At 73.0% G+C, this 26,490-nt stretch carries 21 protein-coding genes and 2 pseudogenes; 15 read left to right on the top strand and 8 right to left on the bottom strand.

All coding sequences use genetic code 11. The annotated features are described in order from the left end of the window. The first annotated feature begins 140 nt into the window (after nucleotides 1–140). From K9S39_RS30010 to K9S39_RS30000, 3 genes are all read left to right on the top strand, one after another. Nucleotides 141–677 carry a TetR/AcrR family transcriptional regulator gene (locus K9S39_RS30010; RefSeq protein ID WP_406708170.1) on the top strand — a complete coding sequence of 179 codons (537 nt, stop codon included), beginning with the start codon at nucleotides 141–143 and terminating at the stop codon, nucleotides 675–677. A gap of 106 nt (nucleotides 678–783) precedes the next feature. Next, entirely contained in the window at nucleotides 784–2,118 is a 1,335-nt protein-coding gene (locus K9S39_RS30005; RefSeq protein WP_248866464.1) for a pyroglutamyl peptidase, read from the top strand. Nucleotides 2,119–2,264: 146 nt separating this feature from the next. Further along, nucleotides 2,265–2,555 (top strand): carbon-nitrogen hydrolase family protein, encoded by a 291-nt coding sequence (locus K9S39_RS30000; RefSeq protein WP_248866463.1) that lies wholly within the window; start codon nucleotides 2,265–2,267, stop codon nucleotides 2,553–2,555. 139 nt (nucleotides 2,556–2,694) lie between these two features. On the opposite strand, the gene K9S39_RS29995 is transcribed toward K9S39_RS30000, so the two are convergent. From K9S39_RS29995 to K9S39_RS29970, 6 genes and pseudogenes are all read right to left on the bottom strand, one after another. After that, complete coding sequence (locus K9S39_RS29995; protein ID WP_248866462.1) at nucleotides 2,695–3,612, bottom strand: ribokinase; 918 nt, start codon at nucleotides 3,610–3,612, stop codon at nucleotides 2,695–2,697. Between the two features lie 115 nt (nucleotides 3,613–3,727). Then, nucleotides 3,728–5,754, bottom strand: a pseudogene (locus K9S39_RS29990) (ABC transporter permease/substrate-binding protein). 22 nt (nucleotides 5,755–5,776) lie between these two features. After that, entirely contained in the window at nucleotides 5,777–7,456 is a 1,680-nt protein-coding gene (locus tag K9S39_RS29985) for a sugar ABC transporter ATP-binding protein (RefSeq protein WP_248866461.1), read from the bottom strand. Nucleotides 7,457–7,533: 77 nt separating this feature from the next. Next, nucleotides 7,534–8,553, bottom strand: coding sequence for a LacI family DNA-binding transcriptional regulator (locus K9S39_RS29980; protein WP_248866460.1), 1,020 nt, complete (start codon nucleotides 8,551–8,553; stop codon nucleotides 7,534–7,536). Between the two features lie 217 nt (nucleotides 8,554–8,770). Next, nucleotides 8,771–9,199: an organic hydroperoxide resistance protein gene (locus tag K9S39_RS29975; RefSeq protein ID WP_248866459.1), complete on the bottom strand. Its 429-nt coding sequence runs from the start codon at nucleotides 9,197–9,199 to the stop codon at nucleotides 8,771–8,773. A gap of 185 nt (nucleotides 9,200–9,384) precedes the next feature. Further along, nucleotides 9,385–10,404, bottom strand: a complete 1,020-nt coding sequence (locus K9S39_RS29970) for an NADP-dependent oxidoreductase (protein WP_248866458.1) — start codon at nucleotides 10,402–10,404, stop codon at nucleotides 9,385–9,387. A gap of 86 nt (nucleotides 10,405–10,490) precedes the next feature. Here K9S39_RS29970 and K9S39_RS29965 point away from each other — a divergent pair, with 86 nt between their 5' ends. Next, a complete protein-coding gene (locus K9S39_RS29965; protein WP_248866457.1) occupies nucleotides 10,491–10,922 on the top strand; it encodes a MarR family winged helix-turn-helix transcriptional regulator in 432 nt (143 codons plus the stop codon). Between the two features lie 31 nt (nucleotides 10,923–10,953). Then, complete coding sequence (locus tag K9S39_RS29960) at nucleotides 10,954–11,238, top strand: mycothiol-dependent nitroreductase Rv2466c family protein (protein WP_248866456.1); 285 nt, start codon at nucleotides 10,954–10,956, stop codon at nucleotides 11,236–11,238. A 38-nt stretch (nucleotides 11,239–11,276) separates the two neighbouring features. On the opposite strand, the gene K9S39_RS29955 is transcribed toward K9S39_RS29960, so the two are convergent. Then, on the bottom strand, nucleotides 11,277–12,566 hold the full coding sequence (locus K9S39_RS29955) for a helix-turn-helix domain-containing protein (protein ID WP_248866455.1): 1,290 nt from the start codon (nucleotides 12,564–12,566) through the stop codon (nucleotides 11,277–11,279). Nucleotides 12,567–12,651: 85 nt separating this feature from the next. Further along, nucleotides 12,652–12,798, bottom strand: coding sequence for a hypothetical protein (locus K9S39_RS29950; RefSeq protein ID WP_248866454.1), 147 nt, complete (start codon nucleotides 12,796–12,798; stop codon nucleotides 12,652–12,654). Nucleotides 12,799–13,073: 275 nt separating this feature from the next. Here K9S39_RS29950 and K9S39_RS29945 point away from each other — a divergent pair, with 275 nt between their 5' ends. From K9S39_RS29945 to K9S39_RS29900, 10 genes and pseudogenes are all read left to right on the top strand, one after another. Then, the gene (locus tag K9S39_RS29945; protein ID WP_248866453.1) at nucleotides 13,074–14,159 is read left to right on the top strand and encodes a DUF3068 domain-containing protein; all 1,086 of its coding nucleotides are present in this window, start codon (nucleotides 13,074–13,076) and stop codon (nucleotides 14,157–14,159) included. 398 nt (nucleotides 14,160–14,557) lie between these two features. Continuing rightward, nucleotides 14,558–15,757, top strand: coding sequence for a glycosyltransferase family 4 protein (locus K9S39_RS29940; RefSeq protein ID WP_248866452.1), 1,200 nt, complete (start codon nucleotides 14,558–14,560; stop codon nucleotides 15,755–15,757). Nucleotides 15,758–15,764: 7 nt separating this feature from the next. Then, entirely contained in the window at nucleotides 15,765–16,490 is a 726-nt protein-coding gene (locus K9S39_RS29935) for a class I SAM-dependent methyltransferase (protein ID WP_248866451.1), read from the top strand. 49 nt (nucleotides 16,491–16,539) lie between these two features. Continuing rightward, nucleotides 16,540–21,180, top strand: coding sequence for an alpha-(1->3)-arabinofuranosyltransferase domain-containing protein (locus tag K9S39_RS29930; protein WP_248866450.1), 4,641 nt, complete (start codon nucleotides 16,540–16,542; stop codon nucleotides 21,178–21,180). Then, nucleotides 21,180–22,790, top strand: coding sequence for a condensation protein (locus tag K9S39_RS29925; protein ID WP_248866449.1), 1,611 nt, complete (start codon nucleotides 21,180–21,182; stop codon nucleotides 22,788–22,790). Before K9S39_RS29930 ends, K9S39_RS29925 begins: the two co-directional genes overlap by 1 nt. Continuing rightward, the gene (locus tag K9S39_RS29920; RefSeq protein ID WP_248866448.1) at nucleotides 22,787–23,560 is read left to right on the top strand and encodes a class I SAM-dependent methyltransferase; all 774 of its coding nucleotides are present in this window, start codon (nucleotides 22,787–22,789) and stop codon (nucleotides 23,558–23,560) included. The genes K9S39_RS29925 and K9S39_RS29920 overlap by 4 nt, the downstream gene beginning before the upstream one ends. Nucleotides 23,561–23,564: 4 nt before the next feature. Beyond that, a complete protein-coding gene (locus tag K9S39_RS29915) occupies nucleotides 23,565–24,590 on the top strand; it encodes a DMT family transporter (RefSeq protein WP_248866447.1) in 1,026 nt (341 codons plus the stop codon). Next, nucleotides 24,577–24,780: pseudogene (locus tag K9S39_RS29910) on the top strand (Trm112 family protein); the annotation flags it as partial. The gene K9S39_RS29915 and the pseudogene K9S39_RS29910, both read left to right, overlap by 14 nt. A 170-nt stretch (nucleotides 24,781–24,950) precedes the next feature. After that, nucleotides 24,951–25,760 (top strand): FkbM family methyltransferase, encoded by an 810-nt coding sequence (locus K9S39_RS29905; protein WP_248866446.1) that lies wholly within the window; start codon nucleotides 24,951–24,953, stop codon nucleotides 25,758–25,760. Continuing rightward, a complete protein-coding gene (locus K9S39_RS29900) occupies nucleotides 25,744–26,352 on the top strand; it encodes a hypothetical protein (RefSeq protein ID WP_248866445.1) in 609 nt (202 codons plus the stop codon). The genes K9S39_RS29905 and K9S39_RS29900 overlap by 17 nt, the downstream gene beginning before the upstream one ends. Nucleotides 26,353–26,490 lie beyond the last annotated feature (138 nt).

Here is a 26,490-nt window from a genome sequence, read left to right as displayed (position 1 = left end):
GCCCGGTGAACGCGAGAGACCCGTTGGCCGCACGAGATCAGGACACGTCCGGTGCCGGGACCCGGCCGGGTTCGCGGCGCGGTGGCGGCGGGCGGGCAGCCCAGCGTGCGGAGCGGCGTGCGGCGATACTGCAGGCCGCCATGGAGCTGATCTCCGAGCGTGGCTACCGCCGTACGTCCCTGGCCGCCGTCGCCGAGCGCGCCGGACTGACCCAGCAGGGGCTGCTGCACCACTTCCCCACGAAGGAACAGCTGCTGGTCGGTGTCCTGGAGGAGCGTGACCGCTGGGATTTCGCCTCCGCCGCGGCGTCTTCCGGGGCCTGGCGCACCGAGACCCTCGCCCAACTCGTCGACTACAACGCCACCCGCCCCGGGATCGTCCAGACCTACACGGTCCTGTCCGCGGACAGTGTCACCGAGGACCACCCCGCCCGGGACTTCTTCGAGTCCCGTTTCCGCGCCGTACGGGAAGGGCTGGCCGTCCTCCTCCGGACCGAGTTCGGCGATTCGCTGCCCGGCGGCCTGACGCCGGAGCAGGCGGCTCCCCTCATGGTCGCCGTCATGGACGGGCTCCAGCTCCAGTGGCTGCTGGATCCGGAGAACGTCGATATGCCGGCGTCGTTCCGGGATTTCCTCGCGCTGCTGGGGCGGGGCGGGGGTGAAGGGGTGAAGGGCTGAGACAGCCGGGCCCCGGGGGATTTTCCGTGAGCGGTGAGGGTTTGCGTGATCGGTCCGGCAGCGGTAGCTCTATCGTTCCGGTGCGCGTACCCGCTTTACTCACCCCATGAGACACATACGTACCAAGCTGGGCGCACTCGGTCTCGCGGTGATCGCCGCGGTCCCCCTGTCATTGACGGCTCCGGAAGCGGCCACGGCGGCCTCCGGTGACACGTCGGCCGCCACCGTCGAGGAGAAACGGCTGACTCAGGCCGCGCCCCAGGAGATCCTGCGGCGCAGCGGATTCGCCCGGTGGGAGCGGGAGTTCGCACGCGGGTTGGCGCGGGTGACGACGTACCCGGAGGCGAAGCGGTATGTCGCACGCGAAGGGCGCGCGCTGTGGCGGCGGGCCGTGGACCGGGCGCAGGGGCGCGGGCCCGCGGAATATGAGGGGCGCGAAGCTCCTGCGAAGGGCGGTGGCGGGCGACGGGCGGGACTGAGCCGGGACGACGATCGGCCGCTGTATTGGGCGCGGCTCGGAATGACCAGGGAACTGAGGGAATGGCAGCCTGGTTTCACGCCGTCGGCGTCCCAACGGGAGGCACTTGTCGGCCTGTTGGAGCGGACTTCGCGAGGCCAGGACTCGATCGACCTGCCTGCCGGGAAACACGTACTACGGGTCGTCGTGACCGGTTTTGATCCGTTCCAGCTGGACGACGATGTGCGGCGCAGCAATCCGTCGGGGGCGGCGGCGCTGGCGCTGGACGGGACGACGGTGCGTACCGCGTCGGGGCGGCCGGCCCGGATCGAGACGGCGGTCTTCCCGGTGCGGTGGGCGGACTTCGCGGAGGGGACGGTGGAGCGGACGCTGCTTCCGCATGTCCGGCGCGGGGCGCGGCAGGTGGATCTGTTCACCACCGTCAGCCAGGGGCGACCGGGGCAGTTCGATCTGGAGCGGACCAACGGGGCCTGGCGGGGCGGTTCTCCGGACAACGCCCGGGAGTCCGCGACCGGGACGGTACCGATTCCGGACAGGGTGCCGACGGTGCACCCGCAGCCGCAGTGGACGACCACCACGCTGCCGTACGAGCGGATCGTCGCGGCCGGCACCGGGCCGTATCCGGTCCGCGACAACACCGCCGTCACGGAGATCCCGGCGGGCGGCACGGAGCCGGTCGAGCGGCCGGACGGTCCGACTCCGGGGTCGACGGCCCGTGCCGGGGGCGGCGGCGACTACCTCTCCAACGAGATCGCCTATCGGGCGACACTGCTGCGGGACGCGGTGCGGCCGGGGCTCGCGGGCGGGCATCTGCACACGCCGGTGCTGACGTTCGGGCCCGGCAACACGGACCCGGCGAGCGGCAAGGTCAGCGATCCCGTCTTCGTACGGAACCGGGTCGCGATCACCGGGCAGGTGCGGGCGATCGTGACAGTGGCGGCGGGGGAGGTGGCGCGGGGGTAGTCGGGGCGGGGCGACGCGCGGTCCCCATTTTCCGGCCCCGCCCCCGCCACCCGAGCGGCGCCCCGCCGGCCACACCCGCCACCTGGGCGCGAGGAAGTTATCCACAGGCTCACACGCGTGGCGGGCGCGGCGGGCATCATGGGCGCGTGATCATTGCTGCCGCACAGTTCACGCCGGTCCCGCGCGATATCGACGCCAATGCCGCGCGGATGGCCGCGCTCGTCACCGAGGCGGCCGGCCGCGGCGCGGGTCCGGTGGTCTTCGCCGAACTGGCGCTGTCGCGCTACGACGTGGCGGCGATAGCGGCCGATCCGCAGGAAATGGCGGTCACGCCCGAGGACGCCCGGCTCGCCCCCCGGGTGCGGAGCACGCCCTGTACGGACCGAAGGAGCTCGGTCCGCAGGGGCCTGACGGGCCTGACGGTTGCAGGGAAGTGACCGGCCGATGAGGACGCGACGGGGGACAGCGGCACAGCGGCTGATGACGGCGAACGGGGGCGACGGGGCATGGTGAGGAGCCACACAGGCCGACCGGAAGGTGCGGGCCGACGGGACCGACGGGTGCCAACAGGAGCGCTCAGTCCCCCGGCAGTTCCGGCAGCTCGTCCAGCTCCGCAAGGCTCGGGTACGAGGGCTGGGCGCCCGGCCTGGTGACCGCGGCGGCGCCGACGCGTACGGCGAAGCGGGCGGCGTCGGGGAGAGCGTCGCCGCGGGCCAGGCGGGTGACGAGGGCACCGGTGAAGGCGTCGCCCGCGCCCGTGGTGTCCACGGCCTTGACCCGCACACCCGGGACGTCCTGCGCTCCCGAGGCGTCCAGGACCAGGGCGCCGTCCCCGCCGAGAGTGACGACGACCGAGCGGGCCCCCTTCTCCCGCAGCGCGTACGCCCACTCCGCGGGCTTGCCGTCGGTGAGACCGGACAGCTGCCGGGCCTCGTGTTCGTTGACCACCAACGGGTCGGCCGAGGCCAGGAGTTCGGGCGCCAGGGCCTCGGGCGCCGGGGAGGGGTTGAGGACCACACGGGTGCAGGCGTCCTCGGCGGTCGCAGCGGCGGCCCGTACGCTCTCCATCGGGATCTCCAGCTGGAGGGAGACCACGGAGGAAGCGGCGATGATGTCCTTCGCCGCGGCCACATCCCGCGGGCTGAGCGCGGCGTTGGCGCCGGGTGAGACAACGATGCTGTTGTCGCCGTCCGGGCTGACGATGATCATCGCGGTGCCGGTCCGGGCCGCGGCGTCCACGATCACCGGCGCGACATCGGTGCCCGCCTCGCGCTGGGCAGCCAGCAGCAGCTCGCCGAAGGCGTCGCCGCCGACCCGTGCCAGCAACGCGGTGCGCCCGCCGAGCCGGGCCGCGGCGGCCGCCTGGTTGGCGCCCTTGCCGCCGGCCGTTTCGACCAGGTCCGTGCCGAGTACGGTCTCGCCCGCGCCGGGCCGCCGTTCCACCCGTACCGTCAGATCCGCGTTGGCCGAGCCGACCACCAGGACGTCGTACATCCGCCGCTCTCCCTTTCCCTCTCACCCATGTGTCTCCGGGCGGTCCGGCCCACCCGGGCCGGACCGCCGTCCTCGCCGTCGGATTCCGCGGCGTCAGCCTTCGCGCTGTGTCGCGTCAGCCATCGAACCGTGCGGCGTTCTCCGCCGTCACCAGTACCACCGGCACCTTGACCGTTTTCGGCAGCTTCTCACCGCGGGCGGCCTTCAGGGCCCAGTCCACCGCCCGCTTGCCGAGGAGTTTCGGCTGCTGGGCGACGGTCGCGGTGAGGCTGCCGTCGCGGACCGCGCGGACGCCGTCCGGGGTGCCGTCGAACGCCACCACCTTCACCTCCGCGCCGGACCTGCCGCCCAGCGCCTTGGACGCGCCGAGCGCCATCTCGTCGTTGGCAGCGAACACCCCGCCGATATCGCGGTGCGCCTGGAGCATATTGGACATCACATCCATGCCCTTGGTGCGGTCGAAGTCGGCGGGCTGCCGGGCGACGACCTGGATACCGGGGTACTCCTTGATGCCTTCCTCGAAGCCCTGGCCGCGTTCGCGGGCGGCGGAGGTGCCGGGCCGACCCTCCAGGAAGGCCACCTTGCCCTTGCCGCCCAGCGCTTCGGCCAGCGTCCGGGCGGCGAGACGGCCGCCCTCCACATTGTCGGAGGCGATGGTCGAGCCGATATCGCCGCCGTTGACACCGCGGTCGAGGGAGATGACGGGCACCTTGGCCCGGTTGGCGACACCGACGGCGGGGACGGCGGCGTCGGAGTCGACCGGGTTGATGATCGCCGCCCGGACGTCCTGGCTGGTGAACGTCTCCATCTGGTTGATCTGCTGGGTGGGGTCGTTCTGGGCGTCGGTGATGTTGATGTGCAGACCGCGGGCGTCCGCCTCGGCCTGCGCCCCTTCCTTGATGCCGATGAAGAACGGGTTGTTCAGCGTGGAGAGGGCGAGGCCGAGGTCGGTGTCGCCGCCGCGGTCGCAGCCGGCCACGCCGAGGGCGAGGGTCGCGGCCAGCCCCGCCGCGAGCGATGCCCTGATCCGGGCGGCCGTCCTCGTCCGCACGGCCGGCGCCTTCCTCATACGTCTGGGCAGCGCCTTGCTCATACGCCTGGGCAGCGTCTCCGTCGTACGCCCGGCCGGCGCCTGCGCCATAGGCCTGGGCAGCCTCTTCGTCCCGGCCCTCATCGCGCGCTCCGGCGGCGCAGGGTGTCCAACAGGACGGCGAGCGCGATGACCAGACCCGTGGCGACCTGCTGCCAGAAGGCGGACACGCTCAGCAGATTGAGACCGTTGCGCAGTACGGCGAGGATGAGGGCGCCGATGAGCGTGCCGGACGCCTTCCCGGAGCCGCCGGAGAGGCTGGCCCCGCCGATCACGACGGCGGCGATGGCGTCGAGCTCGTAGCCGACGGCGGCCTGCGGCTGCGCGGAGGTGAGCCGGGCCGCGAGCACGATGCCGGCGACCGCGGCGAACAGGCCGGACAACGCGTAGACAGCCAGTTTGCGGCGCTTGACGTCGATGCCGGAGAGGCGGGCCGCCTCCTCGTTGCCGCCGATCGCGAACATCGCGCGCCCCGTGTACGTACGGGCCAGGATCAGTGCGGCGGCCAGCCCCATGGCGATCATGACGAGCACGGGAACGGGGAGCCAGCCGCCGAGGGTGTCGCCGAGCCTGCTGACCCCGCCGGGGAAGGCGATCGGTGAGCCGCCGGAGAGGACCAGGGCCAGGCCGCGGCCGATCGAGAGCATCGCCAACGTGGCGATGAAGGCGGGCAGTCTGCCGTAGGCGACCAGGGCGCCGGAGAGCAGTCCGGCCGCCCCGCCGACCGCGAGGCCGAGCAGCACCGCGAGCCAGACGGGCAGCCCCTCGACGGTGGCGGCCCAGGCGACGACGGTGGCGGACAGTGCCGCGACCGAGCCGACCGACAGATCGATACCGGCCGAGACGATCACGAAGGTGACGCCGAAGGCGAGGATCGCGGTGACCGACGCCTGGACACCGACGTTGAGGAGATTCTGTCCGTTGAGGAAGTCCTCGGACAGCGCCGCCATCACGACGACAAGGGCTATCAGTCCGCCGAGCGGGCCGTTCCTGAGGACCGCTCGGATGAACCACTGCCCAGGGCCGTGCTCCCGGCCGGCGGCCGGTGGCATGTCCGCAGGGGCTTTCAGCAGCTCAGTCATCCGAGCCCTCCATCGCGCTCTGACCTGGACTGTTCATGGTGTGTACGGTCCCGGTGGCGGCGTTCGCCGAGGCAGCCGGGCCCGGGGCCGCCGACTGCGGGGCACCGACCGATGCCGCCAACTTCGGGGCCCGGACGGCCAGTTCCATCACCGCGTCCTGGGTGGCCCGCCCGGCCGGGAGTTCCCCGGCCAGCCGGCCCTGCGCCATCACCAGCACCCGGTCGCTCATCCCGAGCACCTCCGGAAGATCGCTGGAGATCATCAGCACCGCGCAACCGGCCGCCGTCAGCTCGTTGATCAGCTGGTAGATCTCGACCTTCGCCCCGACGTCGATACCCCGGGTCGGCTCGTCGAGGATCAGCAGCCGGGCCTCGGCCAGCAGCCACTTACCGATGACGATCTTCTGCTGGTTGCCGCCGGAGAGAGTGCGGGCGGACTGGCCGAGGCCGCTCATCCGGACCTTCAACTGCCCGGCGACGGCGGCCGCCTGGCGCCGCTGGCGGCGCCGGTCCACCCACCCGCCACGGGCGTCGCGGTCCAGCCGGGCCAGCGTCAGATTGTCCTGCAGCGAGGCGTCCAGGACCAGGCCCTGGCCCTTGCGGTCCTCCGGTACGAGGCCGAGCCCGGCGCGCATCGCGGCCCGTACGTCCCCACGGGCCAGCTGCTTGCCGTCCACCTCGACCGTCCCGGCGTCATAGCGGTCCGCGCCGAAGACCGCCCGCGCCAACTCCGTACGGCCCGCGCCCACCAGCCCGGCGAGGCCGACCACTTCACCGGCCCGCACCTCGAAGTCGACGCCCTCGAAGACCGGTCCGGCCGGTGCGCCCCGCGCGCCCTTGGCCCCATGCCGGGTCAGACCGCGCACCCGCAACAGGGGTGCGCCCGGCTCGTCGGGGCGGCGGCGCGGGTACTGCTCGGCGATGTCCCGGCCGACCATCAGCCGGATCAGCCGGTCCTCGTCGGTGGTGGCGGGTACCTCACCGACCGAGCGGCCGTCGCGGAGGACCGTGACCCGGTCGCCGAGTGCGCCGATCTCATCGAGGTGGTGGGTGATGAAGATGATGCCGACGCCGGATGCGCGCAGTTCGCGGACGATGCCGAAGAGGGTCTGCACCTCCTCGGAGCTGAGTACCGCGGTCGGTTCATCCATGATCAGGACGCGGGCGTCCAGGCTGAGCGCCTTGGCTATCTCCACCATCTGCAGCCGGGCGATGCCGAGTTCGGCGACCGGGGTGTCCGAGGAGACGTCCAGCCGTACGCGCTGGAGCAGCTCGGCGGCCCGCGCCCGCATCGTCTTCTTGTCGACGAGGCCGAGCGCGGTGCGCGGCCGGCGCCCGAGGAAGATGTTCTCGGCCACGGTCAGACCGGGGACGAGAGTGAACTCCTGGTAGATGGTGGCGATGCCGAGCCGCGCCGCGTCCTGCGCGGAGCGGATGTGCACCTCCTGACCGGCCACCACGATCCGGCCCCCGTCGGGACGGTGGGCGCCGGACAGCATCTTGATGAGTGTGCTCTTGCCGGCCCCGTTCTCGCCGAGGAGGGCGTGAACTTCACCGGTGCGCAGGCTGAGATCCACCCCGTCCAGCGCGCGCACCCCCGGAAACGACTTGGTCACCCCCTCCACACGCAGCAGTTCGCGGCCGCCCGGTACGTCATCTTTGACGCCGGTCATGCGCTGCCCCTCTCTGTCGGGTGTCTGCCTCTGGGTTCTGTTGTCGCGTGGGTCTGGAGTCCGTTCTCGGAGACGCGTCAGTCGGAGGTCCGCCCGTCGGTGGTGCCGGGTTCGCCACAGGAACGGCGCACTACGAGGCGAGCGGGCAGCAGCACCGAGTCGGGACGGCGGTCTTCCACACACTCCAGCAGGGTGTGCACGGCGGCCCGGCCCAGTTCGCGGGTGGGCTGGGTGATGGCGGTCAGCGGCGGATCGGTGTGCGCGAACCACGGCACGTCGTCATAGACCACCAGCGCTACATCGTCGGGGACCCGCAGGCCGCGCGCGCGGAGTTCGTCCATCGCGCCCAGCGCCATCAGGTTGTCGGTGGCGAGCACCGCGTCCGGCGGCTCGGCCAGGTCCAGGAAGTCGCTCATCACCCGGCGGCCGCCGGTGTGCTGGAGATCGAGGGTGGCGCCCACACGCTCGTCCGGCAGCGCGATGCCGTGCGCGGCCAGCGCTGTACGGAAGAGGTCCAGGCGCTCGTCGCCGGTGGGGGTGCCGGCCGGGGCGACGATGATCGCAGGGCGGCGGCGGCCGAGGGCGGCGAGGTGGGCGGCGAGCTCGGTGAGCGCGGCGCGGCCGTCGGCGCGTACGCAGGGGGCGTCGACGCCGGGCACCGCGCGGTCCAGCAGGACCAGCGGGGTACCGGAGGCGACGGCCTCGCTGAGCATCGGCGAGCCGGTGCCGGCCGAGCTGACCAGCAGGCCGTCGATCCGTCGGTCCAGCAGGGTCCGGATGTAGTCGTCCTGCTGGTCGGGGCGTTCGCCGGCGTTGCCGATGACGAGGCTGTAGCCGAGGCTGCGGGCCTCGTCCTCGACGGCGTCCGCCAGCTCGGTGAAGAAGGGGTTGGTGAGGTCGCTGATGATCAGGCCGAGCGTGCCGGTGCGTGCGGTGCGCAGTGCGCGGGCGACGTTGTTGGGGCGGTAGCCCAGGTCCTGGACGGCGGCGAGCACCCGCTCACGGGTCTCGGCGACGGGGCTGCGGCCGTTGAGCACCCGGGAGACGGTGGCGACGGAGACCCCCGCCCGCTCCGCCACGTCTTTGATGTTCGCCATGGCGCCGTCGCCGCTCCGTGTAATCGATTTCGCGAGTTCCTGCAAGCCTTCACGAAATCGATTACACGGTGGATGCGTCAAGACATCGGCAATGTGTCCCATGTCACGGAAGAGGCGTCGGGGTGTCGTCCCCCACGAACGGCCGAGGGCCGCACCCCGCTGGGGTACGGCCCTCGGCTTCGGACTGTGCTGAGGACGGGCCTCCGGCGGAGCCGTCTCAGTCGACGGTCAGCCTGACCTCGATGTTGCCGCGGGTGGCGTGGGAGTACGGGCACACCTGGTGCGCCTTCTCCACGAGGTCCTTGGCGGTGGCCGCGTCGACCTTCGGGATCGAGGCGGCGATCTCGACCGTGAGGCCGAAGCCGCCGGCCGGGGTCTTGCCGATGCCGACCTTGGCGGTCACCCGGGAGCCGGAGACATCCACGTTCTCCCGGCGGGCGACGACGCTGAGCGCGCCCTGGAAGCAGGCGCTGTACCCGGCCGCGAAGAGCTGCTCGGGGTTGGTGCCGGCGCCGCTGCCGCCCTGCTCCTTGGGCGGGTTGACGACCACGTCGAGCCTGCCGTCGTCGCTGGCGACGCGGCCGTCCCGGCCGTTCTCGGCGGTGGCGACGGCGGTGTAGACGACGTCGACGGTCTGGATGGACATACGAGATCCTCCTGTGGTTCGCCGCGACTCGCGCCCACGTATCGCGACGGCTTGCGGCCGAGCCTAGCGGGCGGGCGCAAGGGGGTGGAGGTGAGGCCGAGGGGCGTTGCCTCTCCTCCCCCGCCGGCCGGCAGGCCGACCGACAGCCGTCGGCCTTGCCGCCGTCGCCTGTCAGCCGTGAACCATCAGCCGTCCAGGCTCACGATCATCTTTCCGGTGTTCTCGCCGCGCAGCATGCCCAGGAACGCCTCGACGCCGTTCTCGATGCCCTGCATCTTGGTCTCGTCGTACTTCAGCTCGCCGGAGCGGATCCAGGCGGAGACCTCCTTGACGAACTGCGGCTGCAGGTCGGCGTGGTCGGCCACCAGCAGACCCTGCAGGCGCAGTCGCTTGCCGATCACCAACGCGAGGTTGCGCGGTGCCGGGGACGGCTCGGTGGCGTTATACATCGAGATCATGCCGCAGATCGCCACGCGGCCGTGGACGTTGAGCGCGCTGATGGCCGCTTCGAGGTGGTCGCCGCCGACGTTGTCGAAGTAGACGTCGATGCCGTCCGGCGCGGCCTCCTTGAGCTGCTTGGTGACATCGCCGTTCTTGTAGTTGAAGGCGGCGTCGAAGCCGTACTCCTCCACCAGGAGCCTGACCTTTTCGTCGGAGCCGGCGGAGCCGATGACCCGGGAAGCGCCCTTGAGCTTGGCGATCTGGCCGACCTCACTGCCCACCGCGCCGGCCGCGCCGGACACGAAGACGGCGTCGCCCTCCTTGAAGGAGGCGACCTCCAGCAGGCCCGCGTAGGCGGTCAGGCCGGGCATGCCCAGCACACCGAGGTAGGCGGTGAGCGGAGCCAGCGAGGGATCCGCCTTCGCGGCGCGCTCGGCGTCCAGCACCGCGTACTCGCGCCAGCCCAGGCCGTGCAGGACGTGGTCGCCGACGGCGTAGGAATCGTCGCGCGAGGCGATGACCTCGCCGACCGCGCCGCCGTCCATCGGCTGGTCCAGCTGGAACGGCGGGACATACGACTGCACATCGTTCATCCGGCCGCGCATGTACGGGTCTACGGAGAAGTGCTGGTTGCGGACGAGGATCTGGCCTTCTCCGATCTCGGGCACCGCGGCCTCGCGCAGCGCGAAGTCCTCCGGGGTGGGCCAGCCGTGCGGGCGGGCGACGAGGTGCCATTCGCGGCTGGTCGTGGGCAGTGCGGGCATAGCGCCATCCTCCTAATGTTTCAGGTTCTGAAACAATCATGCTCCCGATATTTCATGTTGTCAAGCATGTGGGTATCCTCCTGTGTATGACTCCGCGCGCAGACCCCTTGACCGTCGAGGTCGTCGACCTCATCGGCACCGTCGTCGCCCGTTACTACGAGGAGTACGAGCACGCCGCGGCCGAGCACTCCCTCACCGGGGCCCAGGCGCGGGTGCTGAGCCTGCTCTGCGTCGAGCCGCTGCCGATGCGCAGGGTCGCGCAGCGCCTGAGGTGCGAGCCGTCGAACATCACCGGCATCGTGGACCGTCTGGAGTCCCGCGGTCTGGTGGAGCGCCGCCCCGACCCGGCCGACCGCCGCGTCAAACTGGCCGCCCCGACCGCCGAGGGCGAGCGCACCGCCGAGCGGCTGCGCACCTCGCTGGACTTCGCGCGAGAGCCCCTCGGCCAGCTGACCGTCGCCGAGCGGACGCTGCTCAAGGAGCTGCTCCAGCGGATGCTGGGCATCGCGCCCGAGTAGGCGCGTCAGCCGGGCAGATGCGTCGGCCCGAGTGGGTGCGCCGCCCCGAGGAGGCGCGTCGGCCCGAGCCGGTGAGCGGCACCGGGAGCTGGATCTGCGCTTCCGGGTGATGAGCCTCTCGGTGCTCAACGAGGGCCGTGAGGACCTCCCCTCGAAGTACCGCGCACTGCTGGACGAGGGCTGGGTCCCGCTCCTGACGGCCATCCCGCGCGGCGAGGAGGCGGCACGGGCCTTCGACGGCGCCCGGCTCCTCGCCGGATACGACACGTTCTTCGAGCTGAAGCGGACGCGTACCGGCGACCTCGATTTCAGCTGACGCTGCCGCGGGCGGGGCGTGGGACGGGCCGCCGCCCCCTACCCCAACTCCCCCCGTAACCTCCGTGCCCGTAACACCAGTTCCAGTTCGAAGCGGCGGTCCGGGTCGTCCATCTCGCAGCCCCACAACTCCCGTATCTGGCGCAGCCGGTAGCGCACGGTCTGGGGATGGACGCCGAGCCGGGCGGCGACCTCGGGGGCGCCGCCGCGGGTTTCCAGCCAGGCGAGCAGGGTTTCCGCGAGCCGGCGGGCGTGGGTGGGGCCGCAGCGGGTCAGCGGCGCGAGACGGCGGCGGGTGAGGTCGTCGATCAGTTCCTCGGGCGGCAGCAGGACCAGTGCCTCGGTGTGCTCGGTGCACTGCAGCAGCTCGCCCGCGGGCAGCATTCCGCGCTCTATCAGGCCGACCGCGGACCCGGCCCAGCGCAGCGACTTCGCGGCGTCCGGCAGCGGTACGACGGGCCCGATCGCGCCCGACCAGCCGGCCGCCGCGCGCGCCAGCAGTTCCCTCCGCCCCGGGGCGTCCGGTTCCGGCACCACCATCCGCGGCCGTTCGCACTCCATGTCCAGCAGGACGTCCGAGGCGACGGCGGGCGCCACCGCCTCCCGGGCCGGGCGCATCAGCACCGCGACCGCCACCCGCTCGGGCAGCGGCCAGCCGACCCGGGCGGCGACCTCGGCGAGCGCGGGCACCGGATCACCCGCGTCGTCGGCGACGCTCGCCGGTCCGCCGCTGTCCCGTCGCTGCCGCCGCACCCCGCACCCCTCGCCGCGCGCAGCCACCTCCGAATCGCCCGCGAACAGCTGCTCCATCAGGCGGCGTTGCAGCCTCAGCCGCTCGCCCGCCTGCCGGGCGGCGGCCTCGGCGTAGCCGCGTACGGATTCGGCGACCAGTCCGTCGAGGTACTCGAAGCCGGACTCGGCGAGTTCGTACATCGCCGGGGCCGGGATGGCGACCTGCTGGCCGATCTCGGCGAGCCGCCGCCAGGCCAGCCGTACGCCGAGCCGGTAGATGGCCTGGAGGGCGTCCAGGCTGCGGCCCTGTATGCCCTCGCCGCGGCCGAAGTCCTGGAAGACACGCGGGTGGACATGCGGGCGGTCCAGCCCGGCCGTCATGTGCTCCACGAAGTGCTCCAGCGACTGCCGGATGCCGACCAGCGCCTGCGGCTCTCCGAACTCATCCGGGATGAGGGGCAGTTGGGGGTACTCGTGACGGATCTCCCGCAGGATGTCCTGCGCCAGGGTGGGCACCTCGTCCATGGCCAGGGCGGCGAACCGCCGCACCTGGTAGGGCGGGACCTCCCGCCAGGCCGAGCGGACGGCGGTCACCACACCCCGTCCCCCGTCACCACGCCCGGCCGGTGACGCACTGCCCGAGACCCGCCTCGTCATACCCGGTCTCGTCACGCCCGGCCCCCTACTCGCCGGTCCGGTCGAAGGTCACCAGCGGCACATTGGGCTGTTCGGGAGGCACTTCCAGGGCGGCGACGATGCCGCACCCGGCGCCCACGGCGAGGGCGGCGGCGGCCAGCGCGGTCAGGACGGCGGCGAGCATTCGGTGCATGGCGCGGCGAGCCCCTTCGTCGATGGCGGAGGCCGTTTGTCGGCCTCCGTCGAGTTGGTACGGCACACGGTCCGGCCCGGGGCGGATTGCGCCCACGGGTCCGGCTCGATGCCGCGTTCCCACAGCGCGGCACCACGTCAGTCGTGGTGCTTGCCGAGTCTGGAAGGGCATTGACGCCCTGTCAAGTGTTCGCTTACCTTCCCGGCCCATGGCGCGTCAGTCGACGCCGCACGTGCACCAGGGCGTGTCCCCCACCGCTTCCAGGAGTGCTCGTTATGCGTAATTCCGGTACGAGCCCCGACCGTTCGGCCCGGTCCGAGCGGGCCGGAGTCCCGGTCACCGCCTCGCCCCTGTCGCTGGTCCTGCTGGGTCTCGGCGTCTTCCTGCTGGTCCTCGCGCCCATGCTGGCCTGGTACGTCGAGCCGCGGGCCAAGGTCACCCCGGTCGATGTCGATGTCACCACGGTCTTCACCGGACGCGGCGCCTACTTCGACACCACGTCACTCAAGACCAGGGAGCGGCAGAAGATCACCATCACCCGCCATGTGCTGGGCGACGTCCCGGCGAGCCTGGCGAGCGGGCGGGCCGTGTGGGATGTCTCCACGACGGTCGACACCCCGAAGACGCTGGCCCTGAAGGATCCGCGGAAGGCGTTCCAGTGGACCACCGAACGCTGGGTCGTCGACCGGCGCAGCAATGCCCCGGTGCACTGCTGCGAGGAGGCCCCGACCCGCTTCGACGGGGATGCGTACCTCAAATTCCCCTTTGATGTGCAGAAGAAGAGCTACCGCTGGTGGGACAACACACTGGGCGCCGCAGTGCCGCTCCGCTTCGCCGGGACGAAGACGATCCAGGGGTACCGGGGCTATCGCTTCACCGGGACCGTACGGCCCACCCGGACCGGCAGCCGGCAGGTTCCCGGCCGGCTGGTCGGGCGGCCGACGCAGGGCCAGATCCAGGCCGAGGAGTGGTATGCGAACTCCGGGATCGAGCTGGTCGTCGAGCGGCGCACCGGCCGGATCATCCATGCCTCGATCTCGCCGCGCAAGACGCTGCGGGCGCCGGGTGCCCGGCGCGACGCGGTGACGCTGCTGGACGGCGAGCACCTCCAGTTCACGCCCGCGACGCAGCGGGCCCAGGTGGCGCTGGCGAAGGCCGACAGCGACAAGCTGGCGCTGGTCGGGGAGAGGCTCCCGGTGGGCGCCGCGGCGGCGGGCGGCGTGCTTGCGCTGGTGGGCGTGGTGTTGGTGGTGCGCGGATGGGGGCACCTCCCTGGTCATGGGGGTCGCCCCTGTTCGAGCGGAGCCGAGAACGTGGGGGAGCGGCCGAGAACGTGGGGGAGGCGGATCGGCAGGCCCTGAGCGAAGTGCGGATCCGTCAGCGAGGACGGACCCCGGACTTGTCATCCCGGTGAGTAGCCGTATCGAACACGGCGGCGAAAACTATCCACCCCACACGCAGACGACCGTGCTTCCAGTCGGCAGAATTCCGAAACACCACGGCAACGGCACCGCAGCAGAACGTCAATACCTCGGCAACACGGACATACCTTCAGCGCCACCACGGCAACACCCGAGCAATACGGCAGTTCGGCAACACCCGAGCACCAGTAGGTTCCGCGCGTCGGCACCGCAGTACCTCCGGACGCCGGCCCGGTAGCACGTCCAGCACCGCAGCATGATGCAGCACAGCCCCGAACGACTCAGCGCAGTACGTCCCCCACCGCTGGTACCGCACCCTGAGACGAGTTGGAGCGCACATGCCCCAGCACGTACCACCGTCACCGCCCCTCGCACCACCCCCGCCGTCCCCCCTGCCCGCACCCCCCTCGTCCGGGCCGCCCCCGCTTCCCCGCCGTATCGTCTTCCTGGCCCGCCGCGACCTCGGGAACGCCGCCGCCGGCGGTTCCGAGCTCCTGGTGGACCGGATCGCCGAAGGGCTCACCGCACACGGCCACGAGGTCACCCTGCTGTGCGGCGGACCGGCCTCCCCCAAGCTCTCGGCTCCGCTCGAGCAGGGAGGTGCCCCCATCCGCAACTACCGCGTGGTGTCCGCGGGCGGCGACGCCGGTCATTTCCTGCGTGCGCCCCGCCAGTTGGCCCGCCGGGTCGGCGCCTGCGATCTGCTGGTCGAGGTGTGCAACGGGATGCCGTATCTGGCGCCGCTGTGGCACCGTGGCCCGACACTGTGCCTGGTCAACCACGTCCATACGGACCTGTGGCGGATGCGCTATCCGGGGCCCGCCGCCCGGCTCGGCCGCCGTCTGGAGCACTGGGCGCTGGCCGGTACCCACCGCCGCAACCTGATGGTCGCCGTCTCGGATTCGACGGCGTCCGCGCTGCACGGCCTCGGCGTGGATCCGGACCGTATCCGCCTGGTCCACAACGGTGTCGAAGAGCCCGGACCGCTCGTGCCGAAGGCGCCGGAACCGCTTTTCCTGGCCATGGGGCGGCTCGTCGAGTACAAGCGCATCGATCTGCTGCTGCGTCTGTGGGAGCGGGTGCGCCCGGTGACCGGCGGCCGGATCGTGATCGTCGGCGACGGGCCGGAGCGGGCGCGGCTGACGGCGATGGCCGGCCCCGATGTCACCTTCACCGGCCACATATCCGAGCAGCGTAAACACCAACTTCTCTGTTCTGCGTGGGTATTGCTGCACCCCTCGCTCGTCGAGGGCTGGGGCCTGGTGGTCATGGAGGCCGCCGCGCGCCGGACCCCCGCTGTCGGCTTCGACATCCCCGGCCTGCGCGACTCCGTGGAGGACGGCGTCACCGGTCTGCTGGCCCGTGGCGAGAGCGCGTTCGCCGCGCACTGGTGCACCCTCGCCCTCAGCGGCCGCCGCCGGGACGCCCTGGCCGCGGCCGCCGCGGAGCGCGCCGCCCGCTTCCGATGGAGCCATACGGTCCGCAGCTTCCGGGCGGTCGCCGCGGAGGCGTTCGTCAACACGCTCCGCAGGCGGTGAGGCACCGGTGCGCGACCCCTCGCTCCGCAGGTCCTACGCCCTCTTCCGGGCCTTCCTCCGGGAACAGGCCGAACCGGAACAGTGCTACCGGCTGCTCGCCCGCGACGCCGCCGACCAGGTCGAACGCCATATCCCGCTGAAGGGCGCGGTGGTCGCCGACATCGGCGGCGGCAGCGGGCACTTCACCGAGGAGTTCCGGCGCCGCGGCGCGCACGGCTATCTCTTCGAGCCCGATACGGCGGAGCTGACCGCCCGCGGCCGGGTCCCCGAGGGGGCGGTGGTCGCGGACGGCTATCTGCTGCCGCTGGCCGACGGCGCCGCCGATGTCTGCTTCTCGTCCAACGTGCTGGAGCACGTCGCCGACCCACGGACCTTCCTGAGCGAACTGGTCCGGGTCACCCGCCCCGGCGGGCTGATCTATGTGTCCTTCACCAACTGGCTGTCCCCCTGGGGCGGCCATGAGACCGCGCCCTGGCACTACTTGGGGGCCGAGCGGGCCCGTGCCCGCTACCGGCGGCGCACCGGCCGGCCGGCCAAGCACACCCTGGGCGAGAACCTCTTCACCGTGCACATCGGCCCCACCCTGCGTCAGGTGCGCGCCCGCGACGACATCGCCGTCGTGTCGGCCCGCTCGCGCTATGCACCGTTCCTCGCCGAGACCATTCCCCGCCTCCCCGGCGTCCGCGAGTTCGCCACCTGGAACCTCCTCCTCATCCTCCGGCGGCTGGCATGACCTTGCTCCGCTTCCCCGGCCGGCCGCCCCTCGTCCCCCGGCGGTTGTCATGACCCAGACCCTCGAACCGTCCATGTCCCCGGGATCGCCCGACACCGGGGACACGTCCACGTCCGCCCCGCCGTCCGGCCAACCTCGTGGCAGGCGCTGGCTGTTCGGGTTCTGGGCGCTCACCCTGGTCGGCTTTCTGGCCCCCTCACCAGGGAAGATGACCTTCGAGACCAAGCTGGGCGTGACGACGGACCCCTGGCGGTTCCTTGGCGACCTCGGGCAGTTGTGGCACGACCGGGCGGGCTTCGGCGGTATCGCGGACCAGTACGTCGGCTATGCCTTCCCGACCCTCCCGTATTACGGCCTGACGGATCTGGCGCACCTCCCCGTCTGGCTGGCCGAGCGGCTGTGGATGTCGCTGATCGTGACCGCCGCGTTCTGGGGCGCGCTGCGACTGGCCGAACGGCTGAGCTTCGGCACCGCGCCGTCCCGGACGATGGCCGCCGCCTGCTACGCCCTGTGGCCGACGTTCACCATCGTCATCGGCTCCACCTCCGCGGCCGCGCTGCCCGGCGCGCTGCTGCCCTGGGTGCTGCTGCCACTGACGAACGCACAGGTCAGCGCCCGAATCGCGGCCACCCGCTCGGCACTGCTGATCCCCTTCATGGGAGGTGTCAACGCGGCCTCGACGCTGGCCTCGCTGTTACCCGTCGGCCTGTATCTGCTCTCCCGTACGGGGCCGCGCCGCCCGAAGCTGCTGGCCTGGTGGATCCCCGGTGTGCTGCTGGCCACCGCCTGGTGGGTGGTACCGCTGCTCCTGCTGGGCATCCACGGCGAGGACTTCATGCCGTTCATCGAGCAGGCCGACACCACCACCGGCACCATGTCCGCCACCGAGCTGCTGCGCGGCGCGGGCAACTGGGTCGGCTATCTCAACTTCGGCGAACCCTGGCTGCCGGCCGGTCTGACCATGACGGCCAACGCGTTCGCGGTGCTCGGCTCCGCGCTGGCCGCCGCGCTCGGCCTGGCCGGACTGGCCCGCCGCGATCTGCCCGAGCGGCGCTGGCTGCTGCTGACCGTGCTGGCCGTGGCGCTCATCACGCTGGCCGGATACGGCGGTGCGCTGGGCGGCCCCGCACACGGCCTGTGGCAGGACTGGCTGAACGGCTGGCTGCGCCCGTTCCGCAACATCTACAAATTCGCCCCCGGCCTCGCCCTGGCGCTCACCCTCGGGCTGGCGCATCTGCTCCAGGTCGTCGCGGAACGCCGGGGCACCCGCCGCGTTCCCGCCCGCCGCCGGCTCCCGCTCCTCACCGCCTTCCTCGTCCTGCCCGCCCTCGCCCTCCCCTTCCTGACCGGCAGCGTCCTCCAGCCCGGCGCCTTCACCAAACTCCCCGGCTACTGGGAGCGGACCGCCGACTGGCTCAGGACCCACACCCCCGACAACCGGGCCCTGGTCGTCCCCGCCACCGCACACGGCATCTACACCTGGGGCTCGCCGATCGACCAGCCCCTGGACGTCCTCGCCCGGTCCCCCTGGGCGCAGCGTGACTTCGTCCCGTTCGGCACCCCGGGCTCCCGCCGCGCCCTGGACGCCGTCGAACAGGCCCTGCTGACCGGCGCCCACGTCCCCGGCCTGCGCGACCACTTGGGCCGTGCCGGGATCCACGACGTGGTCGTACGCAACGATCTCGATCCGGACCAGATCGGCTACGTCCCACCGCAGACCGTCGCACGCACCCTGGAGGCATCCGGCTACCGCAAGGTGGCCGCCTTCGGCCCGCTGACCACCGGGGGGAGGATCCCCGCCGGGACACCGCCGCAGATCCAGGGCCTCTACCCGCGCCAGCGCTCCGTCGAGATCTACGAGCCCCGCGACACTCCGGAGCCCGGCCCGGTCACCGCCAAGTCCGTCGCGGACACCGCACGGCTCAGCGGCGGCCCGGAGGCCCTCCTCCAGCTGTCCGCCGACCCCGCCCTGCGCTCCCGCCCCACCATCCTGGCCGGCGACCATCACCCCGGCATCGGCACCCCGTCGCTCCAGCTCACCGCCGACGGCCTGCGCCGCGCCGACACCCGCTTCGGCCTGGTCAACAGCAATACGTCGTACACGTACACGGCCGACGAGACCAACCATCCCGACAGCGTCCAGGACCCCGGCCGGCCGCCCCGGCAGATCCTGCCCACCTCCGGCATCGCGCACCAGACCACCGCGGTACTCCGCGGCGCCCGCTCCGTCACCGCCTCCACCAGCGGCAACTGGCTCTTCCACCTGCCGCAGTACGACCCGGTGAACGCCTTCGACGGCAACCCGGACACCGCCTGGGCGGAGGGCAGCGCGGGCGACCCCGTGGGCCAGTGGGTGCAGATCGCCTTCACCCGGCCGACGACCGTCCCGTCGTCGATCTCGCTCACTCCGCTGCCCGGCGACGGTCTGCGCGCCGCCCCGACCTCCGTACGCGTCCAGACCGACCGCGGCAGCGCCGAGAGCCCGCTGCGGCCCGACGGGTCCCCGCAGCAGGTCAAGGCCCCGGCCGGGAAGGCGCGTTGGCTGAAGGTCACCATCCTCGGTTCGCAGACCCCGCGCGCCGGCCTCTCCGGCGCCGGCTTCGCGGAGGTCTCCGTCCCCGGCGTGCAGGTCACCCGTCTCCTCCAACTCCCCGCCGACGCACAGGATTCCGGCGCCCCCGCCGAGACCGTCTCCCTCCACCGGGGCAGCGATCCCGGCGGACTCTCCCCGGTCTCCGCCGAGAACGGGCTGCACCGCCAGTTCCGTACGCGCACCGGCGCGTCCTACGAGATCTCCGGCAAGGCGGTGGCCGTCCCCGGACCCGAACTCGACCGGCTGCTGGACCGGATCGCACCCGGGCAGAAGGACCGGATCACCGCCACCGCCGACTCCACCGGCTTCGGCTTCGGCCCGTCGCTCAGCCCCCGCAACCTCGTCGACGGCGATCTGACCACCGCCTGGATCGCGGGCGACCGGCCCACGCTCCATCTGCGCTGGCCCGGCAAGAAGAAGATCGACCAGATCGTGCTGGCCGCGGCCGGCGGGATCTCCACCCGGCCCGAGCAGATACTGATCAACTCGCCCGACGGCGCGGCCACCGCGGGCGTCGACGAGAACGGCCAGGCCCGCTTCGACCCGATCACCACCGACCGCCTCGACATCACCATCAGCAAGGTCAAGCCGCTGACCCTGCACAACCCCGTCGCCGGGCAGGCCCTCCAGCTGCCGGTGGGCCTCAGCGAGGTCCATCTCCCGGCGCTGGACGCCTACCGCACCCCGCGGCCGCCGGCCGACGAACGCTTCTCGGTCGGCTGCGGCCAGGGCCCGATGCTCGCCGTCGACGGCGTACTGCACGCCACGCGCGCCTCCGGACACGTCCGCGATCTCACCGAACGCCGCCCGGTCGAGGTGGAGTTGTGTGCCGGCGAGGCCCGCGACGGCCACCTGGAACTGCCGTCCGGGCAGCACCGGGTGGAGGCCGGTGACCAGGGCCCACTGGCCCTGACGGATGTGACGCTGCGGAGGGGGGAGGGGGCCGGGGCACCCGGGGCGTCCTCGGCTGCTTCCACGGTTGCGTCTCCGGTACGTGACGTCACCGCCCGGGACTGGGCGGGCGATCGCCGCACCGTCGCCGTCGGAGCGGGCAGGGCCGCCTATCTCCAGATGTACGAGAACGCCAACGACGGCTGGCGCGCCACCCTCAACGGCCGGGAACTGACGCCCCTCCGCCTGGACGGCTGGCAGCAGGGCTTCCTCGTCCCGGCGGGCGCGGGCGGCACCGTCGAGCTGTTCTACGAACCGGCCACCGCCTACCACCTCGGCCTGATCGGCGGCGCCCTGGGCATCGCACTGCTGATCGTCTCCGCCCTCGTCCGGCGCACCCCGCGCACCCCGCCACCGGACGCGCAGGCCCCGCCCGCGCCGTCCTGGGTGCTGGGCACGCTGGCGCTCACCGTGGTGGTGGCGATGGCAGCGGGGCCGTACGCCCTGATCGTGCCGCTGCTGGCGCTGCTCGCCCGCTTCCGGCCGGACCTGCTGCTGCCGCTCGCCTTCCTCGCCATGCTGGGCGCGGGCGCTACGGCGGCCCTCGGCGCGGGCGGGCCGGCCGCCGCCGGCGAGGGCGCGTTCAGCGGGACCGCCCAGGCGCTGGCCCTGCTGGCGCTCGCGGCGGCAGTGGTGACCGTACCGGTGCGGCACCGGCCGACGGGACGGGGCGCGGTCGCGGACGGCCCGGCGGAGATGCCTGATCCGGGCCTCTCGCCGGCGTCGTCCGGTCCGTATGCGTCTCCGTCGTTCCCGTCGCGCCCGTCATCCGGTCCGTACGCGCCGACCTCGTCCCCGTCACCCCCGTCGTCCGGTCCATACGCGCCGCCGTCGCCTCCACCCGCACCACCGTTGCCCCGTCGGCGGCGGGACGGCGGGACGGGGCACGGGGAGCCGGGCGGCCGGGACGAAGACGCCGGGCGGTCAACCGGGAGCGCCGGGACGCGGGGCGGACCGGCGCGGCGCGGCCCGTCCAGGGCGGGTGTGCCGGCCGAGGCCGGGCGGCCGATCGTGGCCCAGGGGCGGACGCGGTCCGGCGGGCCGGACTGGGCCGACCGGAGGCGGCCGGGCGGTGCCGACCGGGCTCGGGACGACGGCCCCGACGGCCCCGTCCGCCCCGGCGGCAGCGGGGAGGAGACCAGCTGATGACCGCACTGCAACCGGCCCGGCACGAACCGTCCGGCGGCCCGCCGACGGCCACGGCCCGCCAACCCGTCCTCGCCCGCGTCCCCTTCCCCGTCGTCGACGAGATCGCGCGGCACTGCCTCCAGGACGACGAGCCGGAGACCGTCCACATCGAGGTGCACCTCCCGGGGCGGGTCGACCCTGCGCGCCTGCGCGCCGCGTTCCACCAGGCGCTCACCCGGCACCCCCGCGTCCTGATGCGCCAGGCCCCCGTCCGCCGGTGGTGCCGCCGCTACGAGTGGGAGCTCACCGCCGCCCCGGATGTGGACCCGGTCGTCTTCCCGCCACCCGGCCCGGACGCGCTGGTACGGGCCCGGGAACGCGCGCTCGCGGGCTGCCCGCCCCTGGACGCGTCGCCGCCCGTGCGGCTGGAGGTGATCGAACGCCCGGGGGCGGCCGACGGCACCGTACTGTTCCTCGCCATCAACCACACCGCGCTGGACGGCCCGGCCTGCCTCCGTGTGCTGGCCACCGCCGCCGAGCTGTACGGGGGCGCGGACAACTCCCCGGCCCCGCCGCCCGTACGCGCCACCGGACCCGCCGGGGACCGGAACCGCCCCGGAGACGCCGCGGGCCCCGGACACGGCCTCGCCCGCCCGGCCCGCCTCGCCCCCGACCACACGCCGAACGACCGCCGCGAGCAGAACCAGGACCACGAACAGGACCCCAGCCAGCGGCAGGAGCACAGCCACGCGCAGGGCGTCGGCCACGACCGGGAGCGCAGCCGGTGGCAGGAGCACAGCGACCTCATCCAGCCCCCCACCAACACCGCCATCAACACCGGCACCAAGACCGGCACCAACCCCCTCACCGACAACGGCATGCTCATCACCGAGCTCCCCGTTCCCGCCCGGCCGCCGCGCGTCGACGGCCGGGCGCGCTACACCGTCAACGATCAACTTCTCGTCGCCACCTGTCTGATGGCGGCCCGCTGGAACCGGCTGCACGATGTCCCCGCCTCCCCCGTCGTCGTCACCATGCCCGTGGACGACCGCCCGCGCGGGGCGGACATGCCCATCGGCAACGGCACCCGGCTGGTCTCGGTGGGCTTCGGCCCCGAGGAACGCCGGGACGCCGAGCTGCTCACCGCCGACCCGCCCGACCCCGGCGCGGTGGCCCGGCTGCTGCGTCGTACGGCCGCCCGCACCCGCGCCCTCAAGTCCACGACCGGATCCCAACTCGGGCTCGCCGGAGCGCTGTTGACCGCTCCCGTACTGCCCGTCGGACTGCGCGGGGCGGTCACCCGCGCGCTGCGTACCGTCGCCGCCCCCTGGACGTCCACCACGCTCCTCTCCAACATCGGCCGTATCCCCTACCCGCTGGATTTCGGTGACGCGGGCCGCCCGACCGCGGTGTGGTTCTCCGCCCCGGCCCGGATGCCGCGCGGGCTGACCGTCACCACCGTCTCCGTCGGCGGCCGCGTCCAGCTCGCGCTGCGCTGGTCGCACGCCCTCCTGGACGACGCGGCCGGCGCCCGGCTGGGCGAGCTCTTCGAGAGCTCGCTCGCCGCCACCGCCTGGGCCCCACCCCCGACTCCGCCCGCGCCCCGGGCCGAAGGAGGCGCCCGATGACCCGTCCCCCGACCGCTCCTCCTTCCCCCGGCCCCGCGCCGACCCCCGCCGGACTGCGCGACTTCTACGAGAACCCCGCCGTGCCGGTCGCCTCCGGTGATGCCCGCAGCCGACGGCAGGCCCTGCTGCTGGCCCGCGCCCTGGGCCCGGTACGCACCGGGACGCCGGCCGCGACCATCCTGGACATCGGCTGCGGCGACGGCACCGCGGCCGCCACCGCCGCGGGCGTCCTCGCCGGTCACCGGCTGGTCGGCGTCGACTGGTCGCAGGACGCGCTGCGCCGCGCCGCGACCCGTGTCCCGTATGCGGTACGCGGTGAACTGACGGACGGCGGGCTGCCGTTCGCGACCGGCTCCGCCGACGCCGTCCTCTTCGGCGAGGTCGTCGAGCATCTCGTCGACCCCGACGCGGCCCTGGACGAACTGCGCCGGGTGCTGCGCCCCGGCGGTCATCTGATGCTCTCCACCCCCAATCTCGCCGCCTGGTACAACCGCGGACTCCTGCTCGCCGGGGTCCAGCCCGTCTTCTCGGAGGTGAGCATGCGACATGTCCACGGCCGGCCCGGCACCCAGGTCGTCGGCCATCTGCGCCTCTACACCGCCCGGGCGCTCCGTGGCTTTCTCACCGCGTCCGGCTTCGATGTCGTACGGATCGCCGGCGCGCCGTATCACGATGTGCCGCGCCCGCTGCGGCCCCTCGACCGCGCCGCGTGCCATGTCCCGTCGCTGGCCTCCATCCTGCTCGCGCATGCCCGCCGGAGAAGGGAGTAGGGCGATGCTGTGGTGGGGCGTGGCGGCCGCGCTGCTCGCCAACGTCCTTTACAGCACCGGCTTTGTGCTGGAGAAGCGCGCGCTGTCCGCGCTGCCCGCGCTCTGTACCCGGCAGCCCGCCCGGGTCGTGCGCCATCTCGTCGGCAGCCCGCTGTGGCTCGGCGGCTCGCTCGCCCTGGCCGCCGGCTTCGCCGCCCAACTCGCCGTCTATCGCACCCTCCCCCTCGCCGCCGCTCAGGGCATTTTCGTCTCGGGTCTGGTCCTGCTGCTGCTCCTCTCCTCGGTGGTGCTCGGCGAGCGGACCAGCGGCCGCGAGCGGCAGGGCATCGTGGCGATCCTCGTCGCGCTGGTGCTGGTCGTCGCCTCCCTCCAGGGCGATGACGCGCGGGCCATCGCCCGTACCGCGCCGCCCGCGCGGCTGCTCGCCATCGCCGTGCCGTCGCTGGCCGCCGGGCTGCTGCTGTACGCCTCGGCGGAACGCCGCGCCAGGCGCCGCCACCGTCTGCCGACCGCCGGCGTCCCTTACGGAGTGGCCGTCGGCCTGCTCTACGGCGTCAGCTCACTCGCCATCAAGGGCGTCTCCGGACTGCTCACCACCCGCGACATCCCGGGCGCCGCCGCGGAACTCTTCCGCTCGCCCTACCCGTACCTCCTTGTCTTCACCGGAGCCACCGGCCTGGTGCTGTCCCAGACCGCGCTGCAACGCTGCCGCGCCTCCGTCATCGTCCCCGTCTGCTCGACCGTCACCTGTGTCTTCACCGTCGCCTGCGGCACCGTCGCCTTCGGGGAACCGCTACCCGCCGAGCCGGTACGGCTGGCGCTCCGGCTGGGCGGCACGGCCGTCGCCCTGTCCGTCCTGCTCGCACTTCCCCGCCACGACCGCGGCGCCCCGGCCCGAGCCCCCGACCCCGCCCCGGCCACCACCTCTTCCGCTGCCCGTGACCCCTCTGCCTCTGAACTCTCTGCCGGTGAATCCCCTGCCGGTGAACCACCCTCCCCCCTAACGGAGTTGAGCCATGAAGCCAGATGACCCACTGCTGAAGATCCTCGCCTGCCCGCTCGACAAGGGCCCGCTGTCCCTCCTCACCCCCGACGACGCCCTCTACAACCCCCGGCTGCGGCGCCGCTATCCGATCGCCGACGGCATCCCCCAGCTCCTCCCCTCCTCGGGCGAGCAGGTCACCGACGCCGAACACGTCCGCATCCTCCGCCACCTCGCGGACACCGGATCCCTGACATGTGACACCGAAGCCGACGCCAACATCGCACCATCCCCCTCGGCCCCGGCCACCACCGGCCCGGCCAGCACCGGATCGGCCACCATCGGCTCGGCCACCTCCGCCCCGGCACCCGAGGCCACGCACCACACCGCCGACCAGGAGACACGGTCGTGACGCTCGCCGCCCGGCTCGGCCCGCGGCTCCCCGGCCGGCTGGTGTCGGCCCTGGCGGCCGGGCTCTATCCGCGGTTCGAACCGGAGCTGCGGCGGCTGGCCGACTTCTGCCCGCCGGGCGGCACGGCCGTGGACGTCGGCGGGTGGTACGGCCCCTGGACCCGGCGGCTGGCCCGGCGCGCGGATCGTGTCGTCACCATCGAGCCGGTCCCCCACCTCGCCCGGCTGCTCGCCTCCGTCTCCCCGGCGCATGTCCAGGTGGTCTCCGCCGCGGCCACCGACCGCGCGGGCTGCGCCACCCTCTGGCTGCCCCCGGACGGCCGCGGCGACCGCGGGGTCTCCTCGCTCGTCCGCCGCGGACTGCACGGCACCGCCCTGGACGTGCCCTGCCTCCCCCTGGACGCCCTCGGGCTGGCCGCGGTCACCCTCATCAAGATCGACGTGGACGGCGGAGAGCTGGCGGTGCTGCGCGGCGCCGCCGACCTCATCGAGCGCGAACACCCGTCGCTCTTCGTCGAGTTGGAGACCCGCATCCAGCCGCTCGGGCCGGTACTGGACTGGACGGCCGCCCGCGGCTATCGCGGCTGGGTCCTGCCGCACGCCCACTGGACACCACTGGCCGACTTCGATCTGTCCGCTCACCAGTCCCGCACCTCCCACGTCGCCGAACACGGGCTGCTGCGCCGCTCCCTCGCGCCGCACCGCCGCTACGTCAATTCCGTCCTCTTCCTCCCCGACGGCGACCGTCCCGGCTCCCCCGCGACCCGCACCGTCCACGACCATGTCCATCATGAACCGCACCACTGACAACGACCCGCCCGCCGGCTCCCCCGCCCCGCCCCACCTGCCCGGACCGCTCGCCTTCCAACTCGTCCTGCTGCGCCGCATGGCCGACCACCAGCCCGGCCTCGTCGAGGACGCGCTGCGCGAACTGGGCGTCTCCCGCGCGGAGATGCGCGAGGCCAACCGCCGCTGGCAGGCCCGGATGCACACACCGCGGGCGGGCGGAGTGCAGCCCTACCGCGCGCTGCTCGGAACCCCCGAAACCGTCACCACCCGGCCCCTCGGCGACCTGACCTGCCAGGCACTGACCTGGCCCGTCCCCCTCTGGCCCGATCTGCGGTTCGAGGTGCTCGCCGCCGCCCGCGGCACCGTCTGGAACGCCTGGCTGGTGCGGGCGCCCGGCGCCGCCGCCCCCGAGCTCCGGACCACCGCGGACCTCACCCCCTGGTCCTGCACCGTCGACGAGGTCGCCCGCGCCTTCGCCCCGGCCCGCCCGATGGAGGGCAGCGCGCCCACCCGATGGAAACTGGCCTGCACGGCCCCCGGCCCCGACGGCACGCCCCACGCCCTCGTCGCGGAGTTCACCTGGGGCCTGTTCCAGCGGCGCGTGGACTAGAGCCGTTCCGCCCCCGAGCCAGGGGGCGGGCCCCGGCGCCACGCCGCTTCTCCCGTCCCCCGACTGGCCCTCCCCAGCAGGCAGCTGACGTGCCACGACCGGAGGATGGCGTACGAGTGATCAGGTGCGCATGGTCAC

It is taken from the genome of Streptomyces halobius (assembly GCF_023277745.1).
Lineage (GTDB): Bacteria > Actinomycetota > Actinomycetes > Streptomycetales > Streptomycetaceae > Streptomyces > Streptomyces halobius.
Note: the sequence above shows the minus strand (reverse complement) of the source record. Positions and strands in the feature narration are given on the sequence as shown.